Origin of the sequence: Anabaena sp. UHCC 0187 (genome assembly GCF_009712035.1) — a bacterium.
Taxonomy (GTDB): Bacteria; Cyanobacteriota; Cyanobacteriia; order Cyanobacteriales; family Nostocaceae; genus Dolichospermum.
The window spans coordinates 1-22,079 of the sequence record NZ_VILB01000042.1 but is presented as its reverse complement, the minus strand read 5'-3'; the positions used below and the strand labels follow the sequence as shown (position 1 = coordinate 22,079).

The window sequence follows — 22,079 nt, the reverse complement described above, 5'->3', positions numbered from 1 at the left end:
GGGTTACAACTATGGTTGATACCCATTTAGACGCTAGTAGTTGCATAACAGGTAACTCAGACCTGAGAGTTAATATTGTTGGCACAAATAACTACACCTATCCCGATGTCAGCGTCACCTGCGATGATCGCGATAAAACCACAACCCAATATATTACCTACCCCTGTTTAATCATTGAAGTTCTCTCAAAAACTACCGAAGCCTACGATAGAGGCGGCAAATTCAGAATGTATCAAAATAACCCAGTCTTGAAAGATTACTTATTGGTTAGTTCCACTGCAATGGAAATAGATTTGTATCACAAAAATGATGCAGGACAATGGATGATTATTAACTATGGAGAAGGTGACACCATTGAACTAAAAAGCATCAATCTCAGCTTCCCCATTGAACAAGTTTATCGAGGTCTAAACCTTACACCAGAATCTTAATCAATTCAATCATTTCAGACAATCGCTAATCTTGCGACTTGAACCATAAGTTGGGTCTTGGCAACTTTTAGTGATCTTGGTTGGGCGAAGGCAGAAGAAAGAAAGGAAGGAAGAAAGATATAATTGAGATACTTCAAACTTCATTCCATCAAACATTTGAGGAATAAGCCTCAGTAAGCCCTATGTCGGTGCTAACTCACCTATTACCAGATTCAACCAATCTGAAACTTGAGAATTGCCAAGTTAACAAGATAAAAAGTCAGATAAAGTTGATTGTTTCCGCCATCAGTAAAGTAGTTAATTGTCCAGTTTATAACCAACCAACGCATAAAATTCATAGTCGCTATGAACGCCTCTTAGCAGACTTACCCTGGTCTGACTACAGCATTACTTTACAGTTAAGGGTGCGGAAGTTTTTTTGCATCAATAGTTTGTGTAAACGGCGTATTTTTACAGAAAGGTTGACCAATGTAACCGCACCTTGGGCTATGCGGCAATATACTTCTTTTTAACAAAAAGAAATTGCTCCCACTCCTAAAAAAGAGCAGCAAGCTACATCGCAATATCGTATTGCTTTATTCCAACTATAAAAAATCAGGTGGTTTAAGTAGAAACTTAATATTCAGGTTCTACTTTAACTAAGTGCAAAACCAAGTACCGCTTAATCTCATCATGAACCTCCTGCGGCAACACAGATATCAAACAAGCAATTAAAAAAGCTTTAATTTCTATCGTCGCTGCATTCACAGCCCTAGAAAACCCTTGCCAGCCAATATCTTCACTAAACGTGATCACATTTTCAATGATCATTTCCGCCGATTCACCCCCGCCTTCACAATCATACTTAAGCAGAGGTAAATACTCATCAATAAACCACTGTTCCTCCTTTGTCAAAACCTCCAAAGAATTATTACTAACCCTATAAAGAGAGTTATATAGGAGTAGCAATAATTTTTTAAAGCTGTTCCACCCCCCCAAATACTTCTGAGTAACTTGACTGAGCCACGGTTGAGAAATCCCAGCAGCTTTAGCTAATACCCCCTGACGAACCTGCTGCCAATCTGTCACCCCTTCTGCTACTAGTTGCTTGAATGCTGTTAATATGCCCTTGCGTGTCTGTTGGATTTCCGTTCCGGCATCTGGACAAATATCAACAGCATCAGACTTAATAAACCTAGCATTAGGGTAATAGTCCGCTAAATAGGATAAATCTTTGTCACTAACCACATAATAAGTTACCCGCTCCGTCCTGCGATTAGCTCTAGTTCTACCTACACACTGCACAACCTCAGTCTGAACTAAATGATTAATTACCTCTTGAAAAGCTTCATTTTCCTTAGTAACACTTCTATCTCCCGTTAAAGTTATATAAGCTTGCTCCGACGCTCCAATATCTTGATAGGGAGTACCAAAACTACAAATAGCTTGCTTATTTTCATAAGCATTACTACCGCGATTATCAACAAACCAATATCCATCACCCTTGTTTTTATGTGCCAAGTGGTCTATGTAAGCAATATTGCCATCATGACGTAAATCTAATTCCTTTCGCAGTGCTGTAACTCGTTCTTTTAACGGTTCACTACGGTCTTTATTCAGCAAGCCAAAACCCGTAATTTGGTGAATAGTCAGATTACTATAATCAGGGGGGATTTCCGATATCACCAGTATTTCTTCTGGATTAATCCCCAACTGCATAGCCATATTGTCACGGGTAGTAGTAGCATCCATCAAGAAAACAAACTCAAAAGCTTTGAGAACATCAACATGACGGCTGTTTTTAGTAGCAATAATTAAATGTTTGTTCTTAACCCGTAATGCTCCTGGTTTAATCTCTCCAATGATTTCTAGCAGGGGAATTAACCATCTCACAGGTAAATTTTCGATATTCTTGTAAGTTTCCTGAGCAGCTTGTTTATTGAGGTGACTACGAATTAATTTCAAGGTTTTTCTGCTGACAGATTCGCGATCGCATTTATCAACCCCATCCAATGTAATACTATCAGCTTGTTGTACCAATTCCTCAATATCTGGAGCAATAGTTTCCAGTTCGGCAATAATTTCTGGTATATCTGTGGGAATTGCCCCTAATAAAGCCCGGATTAATTCATCATTGTACCCATGATATGTTTCCTGAACCCGGGGGATGTTTCCAGTTAGCAGTCCCCGCAGTGGTAGAACGAAACCTTTGATTTTGTCATAGACTGCGGGTAATAGAGTTTGTACCTCCATCATCGAGGAGTCAAAATCTTTGGAACTAACCCTGATGAATTCCACAGGTTGTATTTGTCTGGAAGCTTCATCAACAAAACCACCTCCTTTCATCTCAATCATATCTGTAGCTTGAGGTAAGGAGTTGATATTGGCACGAATTCGTTTAGATGCTAGTGCCTCCCTTCTATCACGTCGGAAGGTAGAACCATTGACTCTTGGCAGGGCATTACCATCCGCATCTCTACCCGCACAATTAGCTCTGAGTTTACAACCGTTGCAGATGGGATTAAGACTGGCTTGTGCGGATGTTTCTTTTTTATATCCTTTATTTGCCAGAGCATTAAATAAATGTGTCAAAGGACAAGTTCCCTCAACATTGGTTTCCTCCCCTAATTGAGGCCAGTGGACTTGGGGATTGCCTAACGGTGTGAGTTTGTTAGCATCTGCCACTAGTCCATCGTGACGGACTGGTAAATCAGTCCAGTTTTCAATAGTTGCTACAGTGGGGTTACGATGTTCGTTGCTGAGGTAAAACAGCATATTGACCCCAAACTGTTCTGGCATAAATTCCCCCACCGTATAAGATTTACCAGCACCAGCGTGTGATAAATCTAAGATGAATTTATGACCTGATTTGATTGCATTTACATAAGTGTGAGTCCGTTGATTTGAGGTAAACCAAATATCAACGTCGAGGTTGTTATTGGCGACAAGTATAGTTGGTTCTATTGGGCAAACTATATTACCTATTAACCGTTGAGCTTTATTAGTGACAGTGATTAAGGTTTGGATAAATTCTTGAAAGTCTCTCTTTATACCGTGTTTAGCAAGCCATTCTTGTTTGCTGATTATGGGATCTGTGATGCTGGAGTGTAGGTTTTTATTAAATTCCTGATCTTGGTAATTACTATTAAAAATATTCCGTTCAACTGTGGGAAATCTAAACCCATACTGTTTAGCAATGTGAAATAGCGTACCAATTGATATACCAGAACGACTGCGAAAACTCCTAATTTTGTCTCGAATATTCCAACTCGTTCCCTTAATTGAAGGACTCCACTGTTCCCCTATAATTTCCGCATCTACAGCACCGTAATGAGAAGTTAGTGCCATTAATACGTTTATGCACTCATTGTAGTTGTTGCTACCAGGACTACGTGTGGGAATATAAGTTAATGCTTGTTGAATTAGCTGATCAATATCCCAGTTATTAGCTTCTGCCCGTTCTTGAAATTGTAGCCGACGGATTGTAATTTCTGCTAATCGGCGCTCGTATTCAATTTTTTCTTGAAAAGCAGTGGTGACAGCTTCATCTATCCAAGATTGCGGTAGTCTGACATGAGGTTGAATTAAGGGGAATGTGGCTTGGCTATTGCCATAAAACACCCGTGAAGCATCTTTACAGGCGGGGTCATGGGGCAGATGCTTCATTAAGTAGCGCGTTAACACTTCTACTGTCTCTGCACCTTGAACATATTCAGGTAATACGAATACTAAACGAAATTTATCCCAACCTGGTTGATGACTGGCTGTGGTGTAGATTAACGCGCAATATTGTTTGATAAACGGGTGTTCTATTGCTTCGTCTAAATTTAGCTGATGTTGGTAGATTTTCTTGGCTTGTCTACCATCTGATTTTTCAATCACATTACCGTTAATATCTACCCAAGCTTTATTAATCTTGATTGGTATACCATTTTCATCTAATGGATTACCATTTGCATCTTTCCAAGTGTCGGCGTTATCAATATCTAGTAATAACCACTGAGAACCAATTATATGAGATTTACTCCGCCATTGACCACCAAGTAAACCAGCACATAAGGCGTGTCCTTCTTCTACGTGCCTAGCTACATCCCAAATAGTACCTGTTCTGTCTTGGAAGTTGGCTGCTAGTTTCCGAAAATCCCAGTTTTTATCTTTACCAGTGGCGTTAAATGCGAATTTGATTCTGTCGTTCTGGATAGGCTCTGGTTGTAATGGTGGTGTAAATGGAGTCTGTTCAACGAACAGGCAGGGGGCAGGGGGCAGGGGGCAGGGAGAAAAGACTCTTTCCTTCTGCGGTAAAACGGAGCGGAATATGGGTTTGAGTCCCCCACTTCTACAAACTGGTTCTCGTCCAGGTGGGGTAGTCCCTGAGCTTTGTTGAAGTGTCGAATCCCCATCTGTTGCGCCAGCTTCTCTTAGGGTATCGTCTCCCCTGCTCCCTGCTCCCTGCTCCCTTGCCTCTTTTTCTTGCAGTTCTAGCTGTTGTTCGATCTTGGTATTAGATTTAAAAACAGACTGTTGTGCAGGGAAAGGAGGGACAACGGGATATTCAAACGGCGATTGTACCGCACCTGCATATAAGCGACTCAAAGAAGTGCTGGGTTGTGACCTCTGTTCCACTTTGTTCCATGTCAGCGAAGAAGGAGACATTCCCCCTGCTCCCGTTCGGCTTACGCTCACAGCAAAAGCCTGTTCTCTTTCCCCCTGCTTCTGCTGTTGAACGTAGGGCTGTTGTGATTCTGATGAGTTGTGAAATTGCTGTTGAACCGTTGCTTGTTGCGGTTCTGATTGGTTATTAAATTGTTGTTGAGCGTTTTGATTTTGTGATTCTGATGAGTTATTAAATTGCTGTTTCGCTTCTAACTCATTATTAAATTGTTGTTGAGACATGATAGCCAATCCTCCAGTAAGTGTGTTGGAGGAATTGGAGCAATCCCGTATTAGTAATCTTTTACACACATACTCAGGAAGATAAGAAGATAAAATTCCTGAAATGTTGCTTTATTAGGACTTACGCAGGGGGTACAAACAATATGGGTTTGACATTGTTTTCCGGCGATATTTACGTTGTCTTTGCTTCTCCTGTTGGAGACGGTGCGCTTTAGCAGAGCTAATATTTGCCCCATACTATGCTAACGATTAAGCGTTGAAAGACGCTGCTTGTAGCTTAAGCTTGCTTACTAAATTGGGTACACCGAAAGCATTGTAATTGCGTAAATCCTAATTTATTTGTAAAATCAGTATTCTTCTGCTTTTACATCTCAACTTTTTGAGATAAGATTACTAACAGGGATATAAAAATTAGGCTGTCGAAACCCAATACCCCGCTCCAATTCCGATGATGGAATGTAGTATTTTGAAAACCTCGTTGTCCTAGCAGGACGTGGGGTTTTCGCCTTTTAATCTATTCGTACTTCGCTAACCAAGCTGTGACAAACTCGATTACTTCCTCCTTTTCAATCACAAAAGCAGTACCTTTTCTCTTAAGAGCTAGAATTTTCATATTTCCTACCTCAGTATAAAGATGTTCTTTGTGATCTTCAACTGCTTTAGTGGGAGGCCATAAAACTAAAACTTTGGCTGTGGGTGTTTTTTGAGCTTCACGGGAGGACATCCCAAATAAGGCTCTATTTTTGTCAAGCCAGCTTTTGTAATCTCCTAATTCAACTAGAGGGCATGGTTCCCAAGTTCCTAAACCACTCTTTTTTTTCTTTTTGACTTGCAAAACCTCTCTCGCTTCGTTGTAGACAATCTCTCTGTCTCCTTTTGATCTAATGGAGATAAACAAGTGGGTTTTGCGTGGAAACCTGATGAACAAGTCAATAGGGTTCTTATCTTCAATTTGCAGGACTGGAAAAACTTGTATTCCCTTGTCTTTAAACTCCTCCAACAGTACAGTTGTTAAATTTTCCAGCCGCGCAATCTTTTCCACCCTAACCAACGGTTTGTAAGCCAAGCCGAAAAGCAACCAGCCGGCGGGGGTGATTGTACCTGTAGCAATTGCTGAACCACTAGCTGCTAGAGCAATAGTGGAATCAACGTTTTTTGCTTCCCTAAGTCCCTCTAAAGCCGCTTCGTTGTGCGGCGGAAGTTGAAAATCGGTAGGTGGGTCTTTCACGGTCAACATTACAACATTAAAAACTAGTGGTGTGAAAATAGCACTTCTTTTACAAATCCTAACGCCTGATACGGCATTTTAAACAGAAGAATTAGAGGGGCTGTGTGTACAGAAGAGGAAAAATTACTCTTCCCCTTGCGTTTTTTTTCATATTCCCTACTCTCCTTCTCCTTCCACAAGAGCATTTTTTTTGAATATCAGGCAACTTCTGAAACTGTAATATCTATAAAATTTTGGTGAATATTTCTATTTTGAGGACAATTCTTTTTGGAAATTGCCTCTTCCACAAGTTTTGCTACCCATTCCATTACTGCTAAATCTGACTTTTTAGCAGCATCTTGTATTAATGGTTGTAAGTATGCTGGCAGTTGTAAAGTCAGGTTAAAAGTTTCTCGTAAGGGAACTAAATTATTTCTGACTTCAGATGATTCTCCAAAACGATAAGTCCAGTATTCACATTCTGCACCCCGTTCGTTGCCATTTTTCTCAATAAAACTTAACTTACCAAAGCGATCGCAATAAAAACTTTGATGATCATCTTTGATCAACTCTTGACTAGAATGACGGCAATTCCAGCAACTACGGTTTAATGATTCCTCAGAATTATCAGTTGATTGGTGTTGTTGTTCAAAAGAATGCTTTTGCCTAGATTTATTTGCTGAGTTCTCTCGGTGGTACTCTCTGGCTACTTGGGCAACGTGATCAGATGTAACTTTTCCATTAGGGGCTGTAGAAACTGCTTTATCCCAAGCCTCGCGTTGTTTTTCTGGGGGTAGTGTTACTAAGGGTCTGATTTGCCGTTCGTTCGTAGGCAGAATTTGATTTTGTGATCCATGGGTCACATTTACAAAACTTTGTGATCCACGAGTTACAGTTTCAGGATTTTGTGATCCATGGATCACATTTACAAAACTTTGTGATCCACGGGTCACATTTTCATAAACCAATGCAGCTTGTATCAAGCGATAAGCAGATCGTCGGGACATTTCCCAACGGTTAAGGCAATATTCATCAAAGGTTTTGTAACTTTGCCGATAAAGCTGTTTATCTCGAATTTGACCCAAAGATTGTCCGATGTCCCAAAAAGCTCTTAAACCCTTTTCAATTCTGCTTTCTAAAGTACCTAATTCTAGGGTTGTGGATGATTCATCCTCGAAACCAGAGCGTTTTCCACCAGGTAAGCTATCAGCTTCATGGGACTGATGTTCCATATTCGATAGGTTTTGACTATCAGCCTGATTTTTTTCAGAGTTAGTCTCCAAACCGATTGGATCACTATCTTGGGCTTGGATAAAAGTAAAATTTTGTGTATCCAAAAAGACGGTAGAATTAGAGGATGACCTTATTTGGTTCTCTCCTCCACTAATAGAAGTTTGATTGAAGTCCGTCATATACGTCATAACTTTCCTTTGGTAGCGATGACACCTTGTTTGTTGACGGATGCTTTCTAAAGTACATTTTGTAACTTCTGCACCCTGCAATAATTATGGTTGCATAATGCAGTTTAAGTTGCATGATTACTTATTATTTCTTAATAATTTAATTTCTGATGTGATCCAAAATGTTTGATCGGCTTGTTGTCAGCACTTTTTCAGATTATTTTTCTCAAACTCTTGTAAAGGAAAGAGATTTAGTCTTAAATTAGTGAATAAAATGAGTAAGCAAGTCTTATCCACTTTGAGCCTTGCGAAACTCTTGTGCCAAAATAAGCAGACCGTTGGTGAATGGATCACAAAAATCTAAAAGCTTTATGTAGCGGTTAGGATCGTGGATTTAATAAGGTTTCAACCTTGTTTGAGGTTTTTTGTTCTACACCAAAACAATAACCGAGAATTATAGGTTATTTCATCCAAAATCCTTACTGTAAAATAAATTCAGCGATTAGACATGAATTATTTGAATCCGCCAATGAAATCAGATAAATATAAAGTGGGATAAAAAGTAAATTTTATAACTGGTAGAACCAGGTTTTCTACTATGCAAGAACGTCAAAAACGATTAGCTCAGTTAATTGAACAGTTACTACAAGAAGGCTGGACTCAAAAAAAGTTAGCTGAAAGAATAGGTGTTGATGCCACAACTGTATACAGATGGTTAAAAGCGAAAGTTGTTCCTGAAGCTGACTCTAAAAATTTCTTTCGTCTGGCACAAGTCAGTGGTGGAGATAGTGAATTGTTGCAACAGTATTTGGATGGTCATATATCCTTATCTAGCTACCGTGAATGTTGCGAAAATAGTACATTGAATTATGCCAGAAATCTTAAAAATCGTCCTGTTGAGGATATTAAACAGGAAGTTTTGGCACAAATTACTCTGCTTGAACCAGCAGATATTTTGGATGTGATATCTAGAAGTGCGAACTTTTTAGCAGCAAAAACAGCATGAACAGAAAATAAAAAGAGCATCGGTGATAAACATATTATACCTAACCTTTTAAATTTCATCCCTATCAAAAGGTATAAAAAATAATTTTGTATTTTGTTCATGCAAATCTATCTTTCGACTAAGCCGTAAGGAAGATACAAAAATTGTTATACCATCCAGTCTAAACACTGAAAATTTTCTAAAAATCTATCTTTAGACTGTTGTTTGGTATAGAAATTATTTAAATTTCCCCTTTTTGATGATTATTTAACACACCCATAGAATTAACTCTATGGGTAAATCTTAAGAAAATATTAAATTAATATATTTGTCATCTATCTAACTTAATAGATAAGTTAGCATTTCTAGATATCATCATTAATACTGCCAAATCAGAAGAAACCGCAAACATAGTAGGTGAACAACATGATAAAAACAGTAATTATCGATGACCATGAGTTGAGTAGATATGGTATCAATGTGTTACTTACTGCTGCTCATGATATCGAGATTTGTGCGGAAGCTGAAACAGCTTCAGTTGGACTCAAATTAATAAAAACTTATACTCCACATATAGCTCTTGTTAATCTGCATCTTTCAGATGATAGTGGTATTGAAGTCGTAAAACAAATTAAACAAGTATCACCAAGCACTAAGATAGTGATTTTTAATGCTCAAGCTATGGAAGACTCTGTTAGAGAAGCTTTCGCAGCAGGTACAGATTCATATTGCACAAGGACGATAGCTAAAGAAAAGTTAGCAGAAGCTATTTATCTGACACACAAAGGAGGAAATTGGTTAGATTCTGCTATCGCTAAAATATTAATTCAAAATTTTCAACTTCAACAATTAGTAGTTACTCCCAGTCTAAAAATAAAACGAGTGTGCCGGCAATATTCCCTTAGTTCTAGGGAATTAGAGATTTTGCAAATGATTGCTATTGGTGATAGAAATAATCAAATTGCCGACAAACTTTTTTTAAGTGTAGGTACTGTGAGGTCTCATGTCCATCGCATTTTAACTAAACTCGATTGTCAGAACCGCGCTCAAGCTGCTACGAAAGCAATTGTAGAAGGACTCATAGATAGTCCTGAAATGGGCGAAATTGGTTTAACGGCTTGATTTTGATTTTTGATTTAATTGCTCTAGATAACGTTGTCGCTCGTCATTATTCACAACCCAAATCATACATCTGCCTTTTAATTGAGCTTTTTTAGCTCGACAAACACTCAAATCAAAATCGTTCCATTTCATAATTTGACGAGCAAATTCTCCGTCTTTTGACTTAGCCCAATTCAAAGTTTCTTGTTCTTCTCCAGTTAAGCGAACTGGTTCTGTTAACCCTCTACCTTTCCAAATAAAAAATATATTACCAGCCAGCATAACAACACCAAACACACCAGATAATACCAGGGCAGTGGCTATTAAAGGACTAAAGACGGATCTAGATTTTTTTTGCTCGGTTTTACTCAACAAGGTTGATGCTGCTTTGGCGATCGCACTTTTTTGTTGAACAATGGCTACACTTGATGCTTTATCAAGTTTGTCATCTATTTCTGTTGTCCAACCCTCGACTACAGTATTAAGTTTACCGGGAATGTCTTCCATTAAGACCTCAAATTTACCCAGGGAACTTAATACCAAAAACAATGGGTCTTTAGGATTGATACCAGAACGTCTTACTACGTCAAGAACTTTCTGTTTAAAATGATCTGATTGTCCTGCTAATGTTGTATCTAAAGAAGCTTCTACAGAGGTGTTCATAAGTTTATGTGCCTTTTTTAAGTTTCTTGATAGAGATGATGTGTCAATTTTTTATTGTCCTGAAATTTTCCACACATCTTATATTTTAGTTATTTACTAAAATGCAATGATTAAGAAATCAAGAATCATAATTGTTGTCAAATTAGTAATTGACTAATATTTAAGAGTTAATTTTTATAAAAACTTTAAAGGTTGATTCTAAACTCTAATTTTTTTGACTTCTGATTTTTGTAGGTTGTTAAAACTTAGAAATCGTTAATTAATTGGTTGGGTAAATCCAATGAGGACGTAATGTTTAATAAACCCAATAATTCTCCAATATGTTTATTATTCTTAATTTGCTCACTAAATTCTTCCATCCAGTTAAAGACACGAGAACGGTTCATAAAATATATTTCAGAGTTTTGGAGGGCATAGTTATAAGGTGAATCCAGAGATTCTAATAATTCATAAGTATCTCTCCATAACTTACCCAAATATAATTCATTGTTTCCACTCGCTTGGATACGCTGTTGAATATCAGAACCATCATAGTAAGGAAATTCATCACCAAAATACAGATTTTTGATAATGATGTAGTCTGCTTTATTTCCATAACAATTAAAAAGCTCTTGTAGATAATCTGTACAATCTCTCCGATAAGAAATTGGATGCACAAAAGTGATACGATAACCTAATTGAGAAATGGCATCCCACAGCATAACTTCTTCGGCAAATTGTCGAAATTCTTCAAAACTTTGTCCGGGTAAATCACTCAGAGCTACTTGCACATTAGAAAAACTCTCTAAATCAATTAATAATTGGTCTGCACCACCTTGTGTTAAGGGCAATTGAGCAATAGGTAATAATAGCTGATAAGCATATAACTTATTGCGATTACCACTGTAATAAACTCTGAGATTTAGTTGTGATTCTAGATAAATCTCTATCAACAAACGTGCTGTTGTTGACTTACCTACTCTAGCATCACCAACTGTCATTACCAGTCGTTTAGGATTGGGGATAATTCCTGGATTATTTTGGCTATGCGGCTTGATCTGTGGTGACTGCATTTTCTTTTATCCCCAATAATTCATTAGCATTCAATACGCTTTGCTCAAATTCTTTCAACCAAGCTGAAACACGAGATTTAATGACAATGTTGGCTTGTTTATCTTCCAAAACTTCACTAAAAGTCAAGTTCTTTTCATCAATATAGTCATAGGGTTTGAAAAACAAATCTGGCATTTTAATTTCTACCGCACCATCTACCAAAAGTGTGGTACGAGTATCTGAATTGTCATAGCGTTCAAACTTATCAGCTTCACCGTGGAACAGATTTTTTACAACTACATAATCAACGCGATCGCCACAATATTTGTGAAGAATTCGTAATATATTTACTGAGTCTTTTACCCTAGATAGTACACTCACCATTGTGACTTTGTATCCTAAGCCTTTGACAGCATCAAATACACCTAAATCTTTCTCAAAATTCTCAAAAAATAGACCTGATTGGGCTGGTAAATCTACTAATACCAGTGGGGGAAGTTCTTTTTCTAAGTCTATTAGTAAGTCATCTGCACCACCTCTTGTGAAAATATCAAGTAGCTTGACTCCAGGTTGTGCTGAGTCGTAATGTCTATACAATTGGGCATTACGATGATCTGAGTCATAAGCTAAATATTTTAGCTGTTTGTTGATATATAAATGTAGTAATCCCCTTGCAAATGTGGATTTACCTACACCTCCTTTATCTCCTGTGATAATTACTATTCTTCCTGTTTGTTCAGTTGTTTCTAACTGTTGATTTTCTGTAGTTTGTTGATTTTCTGTAATTTCTTCATTTGCTGGATTCTGTTCATTTTCATTCACGGTGGGGTTCTTCCTTTTTCTAGTCATAAATTAAGCAATGATTTGCTTCAACTTTGAAGATGTTCTGGTAATGGAAGAGATAAACTAGTTTTTATTTAAGTTAAGTTACGATTAACTCCAGTTAATTTTCAAGTTTATGAAAGCATCAGTTGTATTTTTACAATTTATTTACTCATTGATAAACTATCATTTGACGTAAAATAGTAGGCTTTTTGATGTATTCTATTACAGTTGATTATTCCTAAATTCAAATTCCACTCCAATCAGCGATTAAGTGGAATTTGTAATTACAAGCTAAAAGCAACAACTTGCTCATTGATTTAGCTCTTGTTCGATTTCCGCCAAAGCTTTGAGTTCACAAAGATGATGAGCGTTCTGAACTTCCTCGCTTCTCTAACTGTTGTCGAAGTACACTCGCAAGAGGAATACCAGCTTCTACCAATTGATACACTAAATTAGAATAATGTTTTAGGATTACCTTATCATTACGAATCTGCCGCTCAAAACTGCTCCAAATACGGTTTAATAATTCGGCTGTCCGTCTCCCATTCCCACGCTGTTCATTCCAAATGTCATGAACGGCATTATCCGCGCATCGATTTAACCATTTAAGTGTTAGTTCGGGTGCAAACTGCTGGCCAATACCGTTGAGCATTGTAAGAAGATGGCTATAGGCATAAGGATGATGACCAGCTACGCTAACCCACTTATCAAAAATATCAATAAAAAGGTGGGCGTGCTGCCAATCTTCCTTAATACGAGATTTACTATCCTGGGTAAAGATAATCAGTTGTAATACTTCCTCAGTATCCCGATCAAGGTAGTCATAACTGGTTTCTCTAGCAATTTCTGAACTATCCAATACCCAGTTGCAAATTTCTTTCCAAGTTTCTAAAGCTTGTGCGGTCGGACCCTCAATGTAAGCAATTTGATGACTGATATATCCATCCAGAAGAGAGGCTGTCAGTTCTGGAACCTGAGACCAATTGTCTCGCAGTGGTGTCCAAATTTGCTGATGAGTTTCCTCAACACTTAGAAATTTTGCTAAATATGCTGCCCAATTAAAGATAAAAGGATTCCACGTATAGGGCTTATGAGTCTGGGAATAACTTTTATCTTTCACTGGCAAGTTGTCTACAATTGTTCGAGCTATTAAATCGTTACATAGCTGAATTAATTTATCTTTTATATTGAGGTCTCGACACAGTTCTGTAAGTGGCAAAGCATAAAGTCCATATTGAGTTTTACCATGAACAAAAACGATATTTTTTGTGGTAGGAATTCTAGGTAAATCCGGTATTTCATCTTTTGCTAAATAATCAAAATGATTCTGAATTACATTGTCTTCCCAAGTTTCTAACTCCTCAAAGCTGGTTTCAAATTGCCCAACACGATTTCCATAGTAAAGTTCCCCAGGAATTACAGATAGCGAGAGACAAAGGCTTAATAAATTCCAACATAATACTGGATCGATATTCCAGGCATTTCCTAGACCAATAAATACTGCTTTTACTACTTCTCCAGCATCGGAAAAGTGCCTTACTGACTCACTTATTAACTGGAGAATCTGTTGCCGTACTTCAGTATCTGCTATACCATGAGCAATCAATAAAGCTAAACTCCGTCCAGCATAAACTTTTACGCTAGACGGGGACATATCATACATGGATGCTTTAGGCATACGAGCCGCTGCAAGTAAAATAGCACCACTCCACTCCAAATGATTCTGTGTTCTTGACCAATCAAAATCTGCAATGAGAATAGCTGCGGCAACACCAACTATTACTTGAAAACGAGTAATAGGAGCATGAATATCTTCTGGCTCCATTTCAGCAAAATTTTCAGATGTTTGTAATTCCTTAGCTGCGGCAACAGCCTCTTCTAAAGTCATTCTTTCATGTGCTTTACTATTTTTTATAGTCTCTTCTGTCCATAAGTACACACCAAGCCAACGTTCCAATTCAACATTAGGAGCGAGAAGCTCCTCGTTACGTTTTCTTATTTCTTCGGGAGGCTCAACGTAAATACCTCGATATTTACCCACTTGCTGTTGTCGATAATTTTCTATCCTCCCAAATACTTGATAATTCTCCATTGTTTCTCGGAGATCAGCCAGAGCGTTTGGATCTGATTTTTGTTCTTGATAACGAAAAGGAAGGTTTTCTGTAAATTTATTAACTGCTCGCTCAAATTCAACTCTTAAAAAGTCATCACTCGACAAAACATAGTACATTGCTAAATGTCTAACATCCAGCGAACGCTGTGGTCTTTTATTCCGCCTTTCAAGGATTTCGTAAAGCCAGTCATTACGGTTGTCAAATTCCCAGGCTTTAAGAGATGTTAATGAATTTCTTCTATCACCGAGTAGGCGTTTTATATCCATTTCCCAAATATGGGCACAGATGGTAATTGGCAACGCTACTTTTAAACATTTTTCAGGATAAGCAAGTGCCATACTTAAGCAAATACCTAGTACAGCAACAGAATTGCTCCCAGATAACACCTTCTCAAAAAGAGCTTCAACATCTCGACCTGCTTCAATCTGTCTCTCCATCCACTCTTCTAATGCCATCAATGCAGAAATTACAGTATATGGTCCATCAGTTGTTCCTCGAAACCAACAATAAACTTGAGTATCGCCCCAAAATTCACGATAACCAGAGGGTAAATTAATAGTGACTGGTAAAGGAGTCAATTTAGGTTGGTCAATTTCTTGTCGCTGTTTATATTTACGCCATTTTTCTGATGCTGCATTGGTCAGAGCATGGACTAGCCGTAGTCCTTCATCCTCATGATTAAGTAAGAGAAAAAAGAATGGCCCTTGAATAGGTGCAGGCGGGATGAAATTTAAGATATCGTTTATACCAAAGTTTCTATCTTCTAGTGAGCTAGTGATTCTTCTAGGAATATGAGGGTGATTTTTCGGTTTAACTGGCTTTTGGATTAGCACACTGATTACAAAATCAACAAATTCTCTGGGAATTGAATCAACAAGAGGCTTAAAGTCTTGAATTTTAGAAATTACCTCCTTTTTTGTTTCGTCATTCTCAGACTTAGCAAGTTCGCTGAGGTAAGTTACCACTTGCTCTGGCAGAACATCTGCTGAGTACAGGATTATTCTATGTAAACTGGTTTCATATTCGTGATATTTCGACATTACCAACCTCTGCTTGCTTCTTGTTCTTTAAGCCATGCGATCGCTATTTCACCAATTTCCTTTCGATAAATTGAGCCTGTTGGTGACTTGACTTGCCAAATCTCCATTAGCTTGACAACTTCTGGACGAATACTGCTGGGTAAATCATTGATCCGCTTTAGCAACCACCCCATGAAAGGTTCCCATACTGACCATCGTGGGATTGGATCACTCATTAAAATCGGCATCACGCGATCGCTTGACTCTAGCTCTGCTTTTGTAAATAGATACATTAGTGAAAAGTTCGGCATTACTTCCAAGGTTCGTAGCGCAACAAGCAACTCGATAAGCCTCCGTGCATTATCCGCTATGAGTATTGGTTCAGCTTTATTAAGCAATTCACTGCAACGTGGAGATACTAAAGGTGCAGTTAGTAACGCTTGCCGCCATCTAGGAGAAAGTTCCGAAGCTTGTTCAACTTGTTCAATCAAGTTTATCCAAAATTCAGCCGTGACATGACTTTCCAGGAGAGCGACTCCCACTAACTGAACAGCTCTCAATAAACCGAAAGGTTCACCCAACTCCTTGAGGTAAGCAGGCAGTTCCTCTCGATATTCATTTATTACACGAAGCATTACCCAGTCCTCAAGTAAGTCATGACCAAAGCGAAATAATCGCCGATCAATATCTTGAATAAGAATCCGATCTTGTTTTAGAGAAACAACTGCTTCTGGATTAGCATTTTCGATGCGGAGCCTAGTTCCGGGAGACTTAACAGCCTTTTCACCTAGACTTGTGAGTATTTGTTCTCTACCTTCACCAATAATAGGATTTTGTCCAATGACAACTCTTGACCACCACACATTACTTACTTCAATCTCCGTAGCAATAGGTGGTAAGTCTTCTAGATTGGGAAGCATACGTGGGTCTTCCAGAAGCTTCAACATCAACGGATTCTTAAGAATAGGCGAAAGCTGACTAAGAGATAGTAGTGGTTTGAGTCGAGGAATATGTTCGACGACGCTTTGGAGTTCTGCTTGAGTTAACTCTGGTACTTCCAACCTTACTGGCTCTCCTAGTGCTTGCCAGTTAAGCCATTTATAAACTTCCCGAAGATTTTCTTCCCGTGTCGAGAACACAACTTTCCAATGCCGAGAACCATCTTCACTGAGTGGAATTTCCGCTAATGTATAAAACAAATCTTTTATAACAGTCTGTTTACCCGTCTCAGTAATGCGATCAATTCCATCAATAAAAATAATTGGTTGAGTATTTATGCTTAATGCTAAAATAAGTTTATTTAACGGCTGTTTGAGTTGTAGAGCGCCAGCATAACTACTCCAACCTGTCCCAGCAATACGATCTCCTGAAAGGACTACAACTTGACCTTCTTTTTGTTGATACTCAACAAGAGTTTTCAATACGGCTGACTTACCAACCCCAGATGAACCAACTATCTCGATTACTGATGCTTCTAAAATCTTTTTTTGAGCGTTAGCAATTAGATCAGTTCGGTCAAGCTTGAAACCACCAATATCACTTCGTATATCATTTAGCACATAATCTGCTTCTTGTTGCAACTTTTCGAGGTCAGACGAACAATGAGAGAGAGCAGGTTTGGTTTCTGTAGAAGCAGATAAATCAAACTGAGATTTATTGGTGTCTGATCGCTGATTAACGCTAGGCTGACCTCTACCTTTAACCAGTCGGATTTCTTGATCGGGAATTCTAATTTGTGGCTGTTGAGGTATTTTTGTTTCTGCGTAATATTTTTTTAGTTGGGTATCTACAAAAGCTCCCAAAGTACGGGCTGTTATCCAACTGTGATGGTCAATTTTTTCAGAATCAAGTCCCTCAATGAGCGCTCCTGAGAGTACACCATGTTTACCATCGAATCGCTCGTAAGCTACTTCCGAACTGTGAGAAGCTGCTATTAAAAAACGGTTGTGTGCATTGGGAAATTCATTTTCTTTAAAATTCAGCAATTCACCGCCATAGCAGCAATCTATCCAGATTATTTGCTCTTTAACATAACTCTGCTTGATTATTTCCCATAAATCTCGCAGAAGTATACCATTCCACTTTTTTAACTGAGGATTAGCATCGCTAGTTGCTAAAAGCGTTTGTTTTAAAGTTCCCAAAGGCTTTTGTAACCCATGTCCAGCAAAAAATAATAGTGCTGTGTCTAAATCTTCTGATGGTAAAAATAGCTTGGTAATAGCTTCTAATAATTCATCAGCAGAGACTGATTTATTCGGATCAACCTGGAATTTACCATTTATTCTACTTTCGGGAAGTCGGATCACCCGAAAATCCTGATCGGCTTCTAAAAGTTGAGCGATTTTTTCGGCATCTACCGCAGGAGTTGTTAAGTGTTTGGCTTTGCTATTTGATGTATCCTTTAAACAAGGATACAAATTTATACCGACGACAAGTGCATCTCTTCTCATGATATATGAAATTATTATATAAATTGATTTTAAGTGAATTGACTGTTTTACGTTGTCAAAGATGCAAACTATGTCTATGAATTCCTCTGTCAACAAGGTATTACTGGCTCTCTTATTGGCTCTAAGAGAACCGGAAGTTTCTCTGACTAACGATGAGCGATCGCTTTTGCAAGATATAGGACGGCAACTACAGCTACTGACTGATTCTGATGATTGGGAATTTATAGAAGAACAGTTGACGGCTATAATTCAGATGAATTCCGTTTTAAATCGCTTTTTCCAGTATAACAAAGTAAAATTAGATGCTTTAAACAGTCAAATCCCACAGGAATTTCTTCCTAGCCTCGATGAATTAGAACAGGGTATTTTTGGAGAGTCAAAAGAGGTAAAAACTTTTGACGGTGGGTTTAAAGGTAACGTCCAATCTGATTTACTTATCAGACTCACGGGTACTATATTTAACACCGATCAGCCAGACAAAACGGTAAAGCAGCAAACTTTTATTCAAAATATTGATGAATTTACTAAGAACCACCGTTTTTTAAATACTTACTTTGCTTACTCTGATGATGCCGGCGAGGGGCTACGCCATCTGATAACTGTTCCATCCAGCGAGCCTTTAATTCATGGACAGACTTATTTCTTGCTTATAGACATCAGCCCGGAACGAAAAGGAATACAGACTGAGCCGATTCCCTTTCCAGATCAAGCCTTGGCACAGGTGTGGAATGACTCGGAATCTCTACCTCTAGATTTAGTAGTGGCTTCTAAAGACTTTAACATTGATGCAACAGTCAAAAAGCTAATCCTACCCCGCAGTGGTGCATCAGATATTGTCCAGTTCACCGTTAAACCTAACTTATTTGAAGGTCGAGGCTACATTCAGGTGGACTTGTTATATCGCGGATATTTGCTCCAGTCAAAGCAACTTGCAGTCCTCATCATCCCCGTAGCCGGGGCAGAAATACCAGAGTCACTGCGCCCACCTCAAACTGCTAGTATTACTTTTACTACCATCGACTTATTGACTCATGAAAAGCTCGCACTGCTGCCTGAGCGATTCTTAACTGTAGATGTACAAGTTGATACACGAGATGGTAGCACTGACTTACGTTTTCTGGATAGGACACAGGGAAATCAAGAATTAGTATCTTATAATACAAATTTACAATCTGGGTTGGGAAGTGCGATCGCCAGAGTGCGGCAAAAATTACACTCAATGGCTTCTACAAAAGAGGGTTATAAGAGTAAAACCCAAGGCGATATGAAGCTGCTGAATACCTGGCTACCTCAATTAGCTGATGCTGGACGATATTTATATCGCTCATTACTCCCCGAAAACAAAGGTCGAACGTTAGGTGAAGATAATGGCGAAAAATTACGCGCCGCATTGAAACCCGATAGTGTCATCCAAGTTAACCCGATTAACCCAATTGTAGGACTGGGAAAAGCAACAATCCCTTGGGCGTTGCTATATGAGCGTAAGGTAATGACCAGTAAAGAAGTTCATGTCTGCGAAGAATTTCTCAATCACGACATAGACTGTACTGGTTGCCCTTTTAAAGATAATTACAAGGTTGTTTGTCCCCATGCTTTTTGGGGCTACCGCTATGCTATTGAGCAAATTCCGGCTTGGACAAGTGGCGAACTCTCTCAAACGCCTAGCCTTGTATGGCAAATTGCCAATAATCAACCTTTGTATATCAATTTCAACGTCAGGGAACAATTTAGATTTTGGCAAAACCATTTATCTAAAATTAAACAACTTGGCTCAGTGGAAATGCTAATAGCTAAAGAAATTAATGACCTGGAAATGATTTGGGCAAACCACAGTTCTGACTTAGATATTGTGTACTTTTATTGTCATGGCGGTATAGATGAAATTGAACAATTGCCTTACTTGCAACTGAGCGATGACAAAATTTATAGTAATTTTCTTGAAGCCTGCGAGGTAAACTGGCAGCATCGCCCTTTAGTCTTACTCAATGGCTGCGCTACTGCGGATTATAGCCCGGAGAGTTACATCAGCTTAATTGATGACTTTCGCTCGGCTGGTGCTAGTGGCGTAATTGGTACGGAATGCCCTGTACCAGAATTATTTGCAGAATTCTATGCCATTACCTTGCTCAAGCGAGTATTTCGCGGAGAACCTTTAGGACAAGCTATGCTGACAGTGCGGAGAGAAATGCTTCAGCAAAACCTTAATCCTTTGGGTTTAGTGTATTCATTGTATGCTCCTTACGAGATTGCTTTAGCCCGTACGTTGGCGCAACCGCCCGTAGACATCGCCCATCATTAACTACTTAACCTACTTATGAAACGCTGGATTACTGCTGCACTCCTGATTTTACTCATTTGCCCTGCTCCTGCTGTTGCTCAAACTAATGTCAAAATTGAAGTTGATGCCAAAGACAAGCCTTTAGAAGTTAAAGGTTGGCTTGGGGAAGATAATGCCTTGATTAGCAACATCCGGTTAACAGCCTCTGGAGGGAGTATCACAGCTTGGACATTCTTACCTTCAGACTTGCAGCGGAAAGAAGGAGATGAGGTAATTGGTCGTCAGCAGGTAGAGTTAATCGGGGAACGTAAGCTAGAAGCGGGTTTACCAAAAGATTTTCAGGTAAAGCTCAATGGTGTAAAGCTACCAGGAACTTATCAAGGACAGATTGAAATACTTTTACCTAGCCAAAAGCGGTCTGAGGCTTTGGTGATTCCTTTAACAGTAAAAGCAAAAGCTAGACCTGCATTAGTACCTGTAAAAGATTCAGAACAAGTTCAGTTGCAATTAGTCCGATGCAGTTGGGACTGTGGTTTAGCTCATCTATTACTTCCCGCCAGTGCTTTCCAAAATCAACGGTTCATTTATTTAGATAACCCCAATCAAGCAACTGTGTTTCTTACCAGCGCTGAAATAATTTTACAAGGGAAGCAAACTGACTATCAAATTACTAAAACCGAGGTAGAACCCCCGCTAAGTCCCCAGAATTTAGCTGCCAATAAAATTATTAGTTTACCTTTGAAGTGGGAGCGATCGCAAATTCCCCCCGACCGATATACGGGGGCAGTCTACTTGACAATGGAAGGTCGAGAGGGCAGACTGTCGATTCCAGTGGATTTAAGTATGCGTATTGGCCCAGCAATGCCAATTTTAGTCTTATTGGTGGGTATTGTTCTGGGCAGATTGTTCAAATATATGCAAGAGAAGGGGATTCCCCAATCGGATGCTTTGGCGAAAGTCTACGAAGTAGAGAACATGATTGATAAAGTTGACCAACAAGACCAAGAAATTCTCAGTCCAATGGTTAATAAAGTCCGCAGTTCTGTTACTCAAATGGATTTAGAAACAGTGAACACAGATTTAGCCAAGATTAAAGAGCGTCTTAACTGCTTAACTAGCCTGCGAAAAATCGAACAGCAGTTAGAAGGTATGGAACAAGACCCTGATGTCGGTGGTGACGACGGAATATTAACCAAAATCAGTGAAGCCCGAAAGTGGATTAAATTTGAGAACGATGATAAAGCTAAAGAAATGCTGCAACATATACAAGAAAGTATTGTCAAACTCAGCAATGTGATGATGGGAGCAGATCAACAACCTGATCCTAGTTTGACAGCAGCTGCGAATGAAGCTGCTGTGGCCATAACATCTGCTGAACGTGCTACACAGGTACAGAAAACTAAATCAGCTAGGTTTGCGTGGTTACGCCAACTTTTAATAGCGATCGCGGGAGTATCTAATGAATTACGAGCAGAAACAACACTCTGGATTGTGCGACCACTGTTATCTTTAACGTTGTTAGTAGGATTATCGTTAGTAGGGATACGCGCTTTGTATGTAGAAAAGGGGATGACCTTTGGTGCTGACCCCTTTTCTAATTATTTGGAATTGATACTTTGGGGATTGAGTGCAGATGTTGCTAGTCGGAGTTTGAGTAATTTACCAGGAGAGGAGAGACAAATAACAAAGGAGTAAGCTATGT

General features: G+C 38.8%; 14 protein-coding genes. 6 read left to right on the top strand and 8 right to left on the bottom strand.

What is annotated here, in order from left to right:
- Together FJR11_RS22895 and FJR11_RS22890 are read left to right on the top strand one after the other, a co-directional pair.
- Positions 1-431 (top strand): Uma2 family endonuclease (locus FJR11_RS22895; protein ID WP_168507931.1); only part of this gene is annotated, 431 nt, incomplete at its 5' end.
- A gap of 182 nt (positions 432-613) precedes the next feature.
- On the top strand, positions 614-943 hold the full coding sequence (locus FJR11_RS22890) for a transposase family protein (RefSeq protein ID WP_254444835.1): 330 nt from the start codon (positions 614-616) through the stop codon (positions 941-943).
- Positions 944-1,046: 103 nt separating this feature from the next.
- On the opposite strand, the gene FJR11_RS22885 is transcribed toward FJR11_RS22890, so the two are convergent.
- From FJR11_RS22885 to FJR11_RS22875, 3 genes are all read right to left on the bottom strand, one after another.
- On the bottom strand, positions 1,047-5,303 hold the full coding sequence (locus FJR11_RS22885) for a PriCT-2 domain-containing protein (RefSeq protein ID WP_254444834.1): 4,257 nt from the start codon (positions 5,301-5,303) through the stop codon (positions 1,047-1,049).
- Positions 5,304-5,817: 514 nt separating this feature from the next.
- Positions 5,818-6,540 (bottom strand): hypothetical protein, encoded by a 723-nt coding sequence (locus tag FJR11_RS22880; protein WP_168507929.1) that lies wholly within the window; start codon positions 6,538-6,540, stop codon positions 5,818-5,820.
- A 188-nt stretch (positions 6,541-6,728) separates the two neighbouring features.
- Complete coding sequence (locus FJR11_RS22875) at positions 6,729-7,922, bottom strand: hypothetical protein (protein WP_254444833.1); 1,194 nt, start codon at positions 7,920-7,922, stop codon at positions 6,729-6,731.
- A 559-nt stretch (positions 7,923-8,481) separates the two neighbouring features.
- On the opposite strand from FJR11_RS22875, the gene FJR11_RS22870 reads away from it, so the two are divergent.
- Positions 8,482-8,916, top strand: a complete 435-nt coding sequence (locus FJR11_RS22870; protein ID WP_371417612.1) for a helix-turn-helix domain-containing protein — start codon at positions 8,482-8,484, stop codon at positions 8,914-8,916.
- A gap of 405 nt (positions 8,917-9,321) precedes the next feature.
- The gene (locus FJR11_RS22865; RefSeq protein WP_168507923.1) at positions 9,322-10,017 is read left to right on the top strand and encodes a LuxR C-terminal-related transcriptional regulator; all 696 of its coding nucleotides are present in this window, start codon (positions 9,322-9,324) and stop codon (positions 10,015-10,017) included.
- Here the strand turns inward: FJR11_RS22865 and FJR11_RS22860 are convergent.
- From FJR11_RS22860 to FJR11_RS22840, 5 genes are all read right to left on the bottom strand, one after another.
- Positions 10,006-10,659: a DUF6753 family protein gene (locus FJR11_RS22860; RefSeq protein ID WP_168507921.1), complete on the bottom strand. Its 654-nt coding sequence runs from the start codon at positions 10,657-10,659 to the stop codon at positions 10,006-10,008. The genes FJR11_RS22865 and FJR11_RS22860 overlap by 12 nt on opposite strands.
- A gap of 245 nt (positions 10,660-10,904) precedes the next feature.
- Positions 10,905-11,711: a hypothetical protein gene (locus FJR11_RS22855; protein WP_168507919.1), complete on the bottom strand. Its 807-nt coding sequence runs from the start codon at positions 11,709-11,711 to the stop codon at positions 10,905-10,907.
- Positions 11,683-12,540, bottom strand: a complete 858-nt coding sequence (locus tag FJR11_RS22850; protein ID WP_168507917.1) for a chromosome partitioning protein ParA — start codon at positions 12,538-12,540, stop codon at positions 11,683-11,685. The genes FJR11_RS22855 and FJR11_RS22850 overlap by 29 nt, the downstream gene beginning before the upstream one ends.
- Positions 12,541-12,868: 328 nt before the next feature.
- Entirely contained in the window at positions 12,869-15,670 is a 2,802-nt protein-coding gene (locus FJR11_RS22845; RefSeq protein WP_168507915.1) for a hypothetical protein, read from the bottom strand.
- Positions 15,670-18,099: a caspase family protein gene (locus FJR11_RS22840; RefSeq protein ID WP_168507913.1), complete on the bottom strand. Its 2,430-nt coding sequence runs from the start codon at positions 18,097-18,099 to the stop codon at positions 15,670-15,672. Before FJR11_RS22840 ends, FJR11_RS22845 begins: the two co-directional genes overlap by 1 nt.
- Before the next feature lie 70 nt (positions 18,100-18,169).
- On the opposite strand from FJR11_RS22840, the gene FJR11_RS22835 reads away from it, so the two are divergent.
- Positions 18,170-20,398, top strand: coding sequence for a CHAT domain-containing protein (locus FJR11_RS22835; RefSeq protein ID WP_254444832.1), 2,229 nt, complete (start codon positions 18,170-18,172; stop codon positions 20,396-20,398).
- A 15-nt stretch (positions 20,399-20,413) separates the two neighbouring features.
- Positions 20,414-22,072 (top strand): hypothetical protein, encoded by a 1,659-nt coding sequence (locus tag FJR11_RS22830; RefSeq protein WP_168507911.1) that lies wholly within the window; start codon positions 20,414-20,416, stop codon positions 22,070-22,072.
- Positions 22,073-22,079 lie beyond the last annotated feature (7 nt).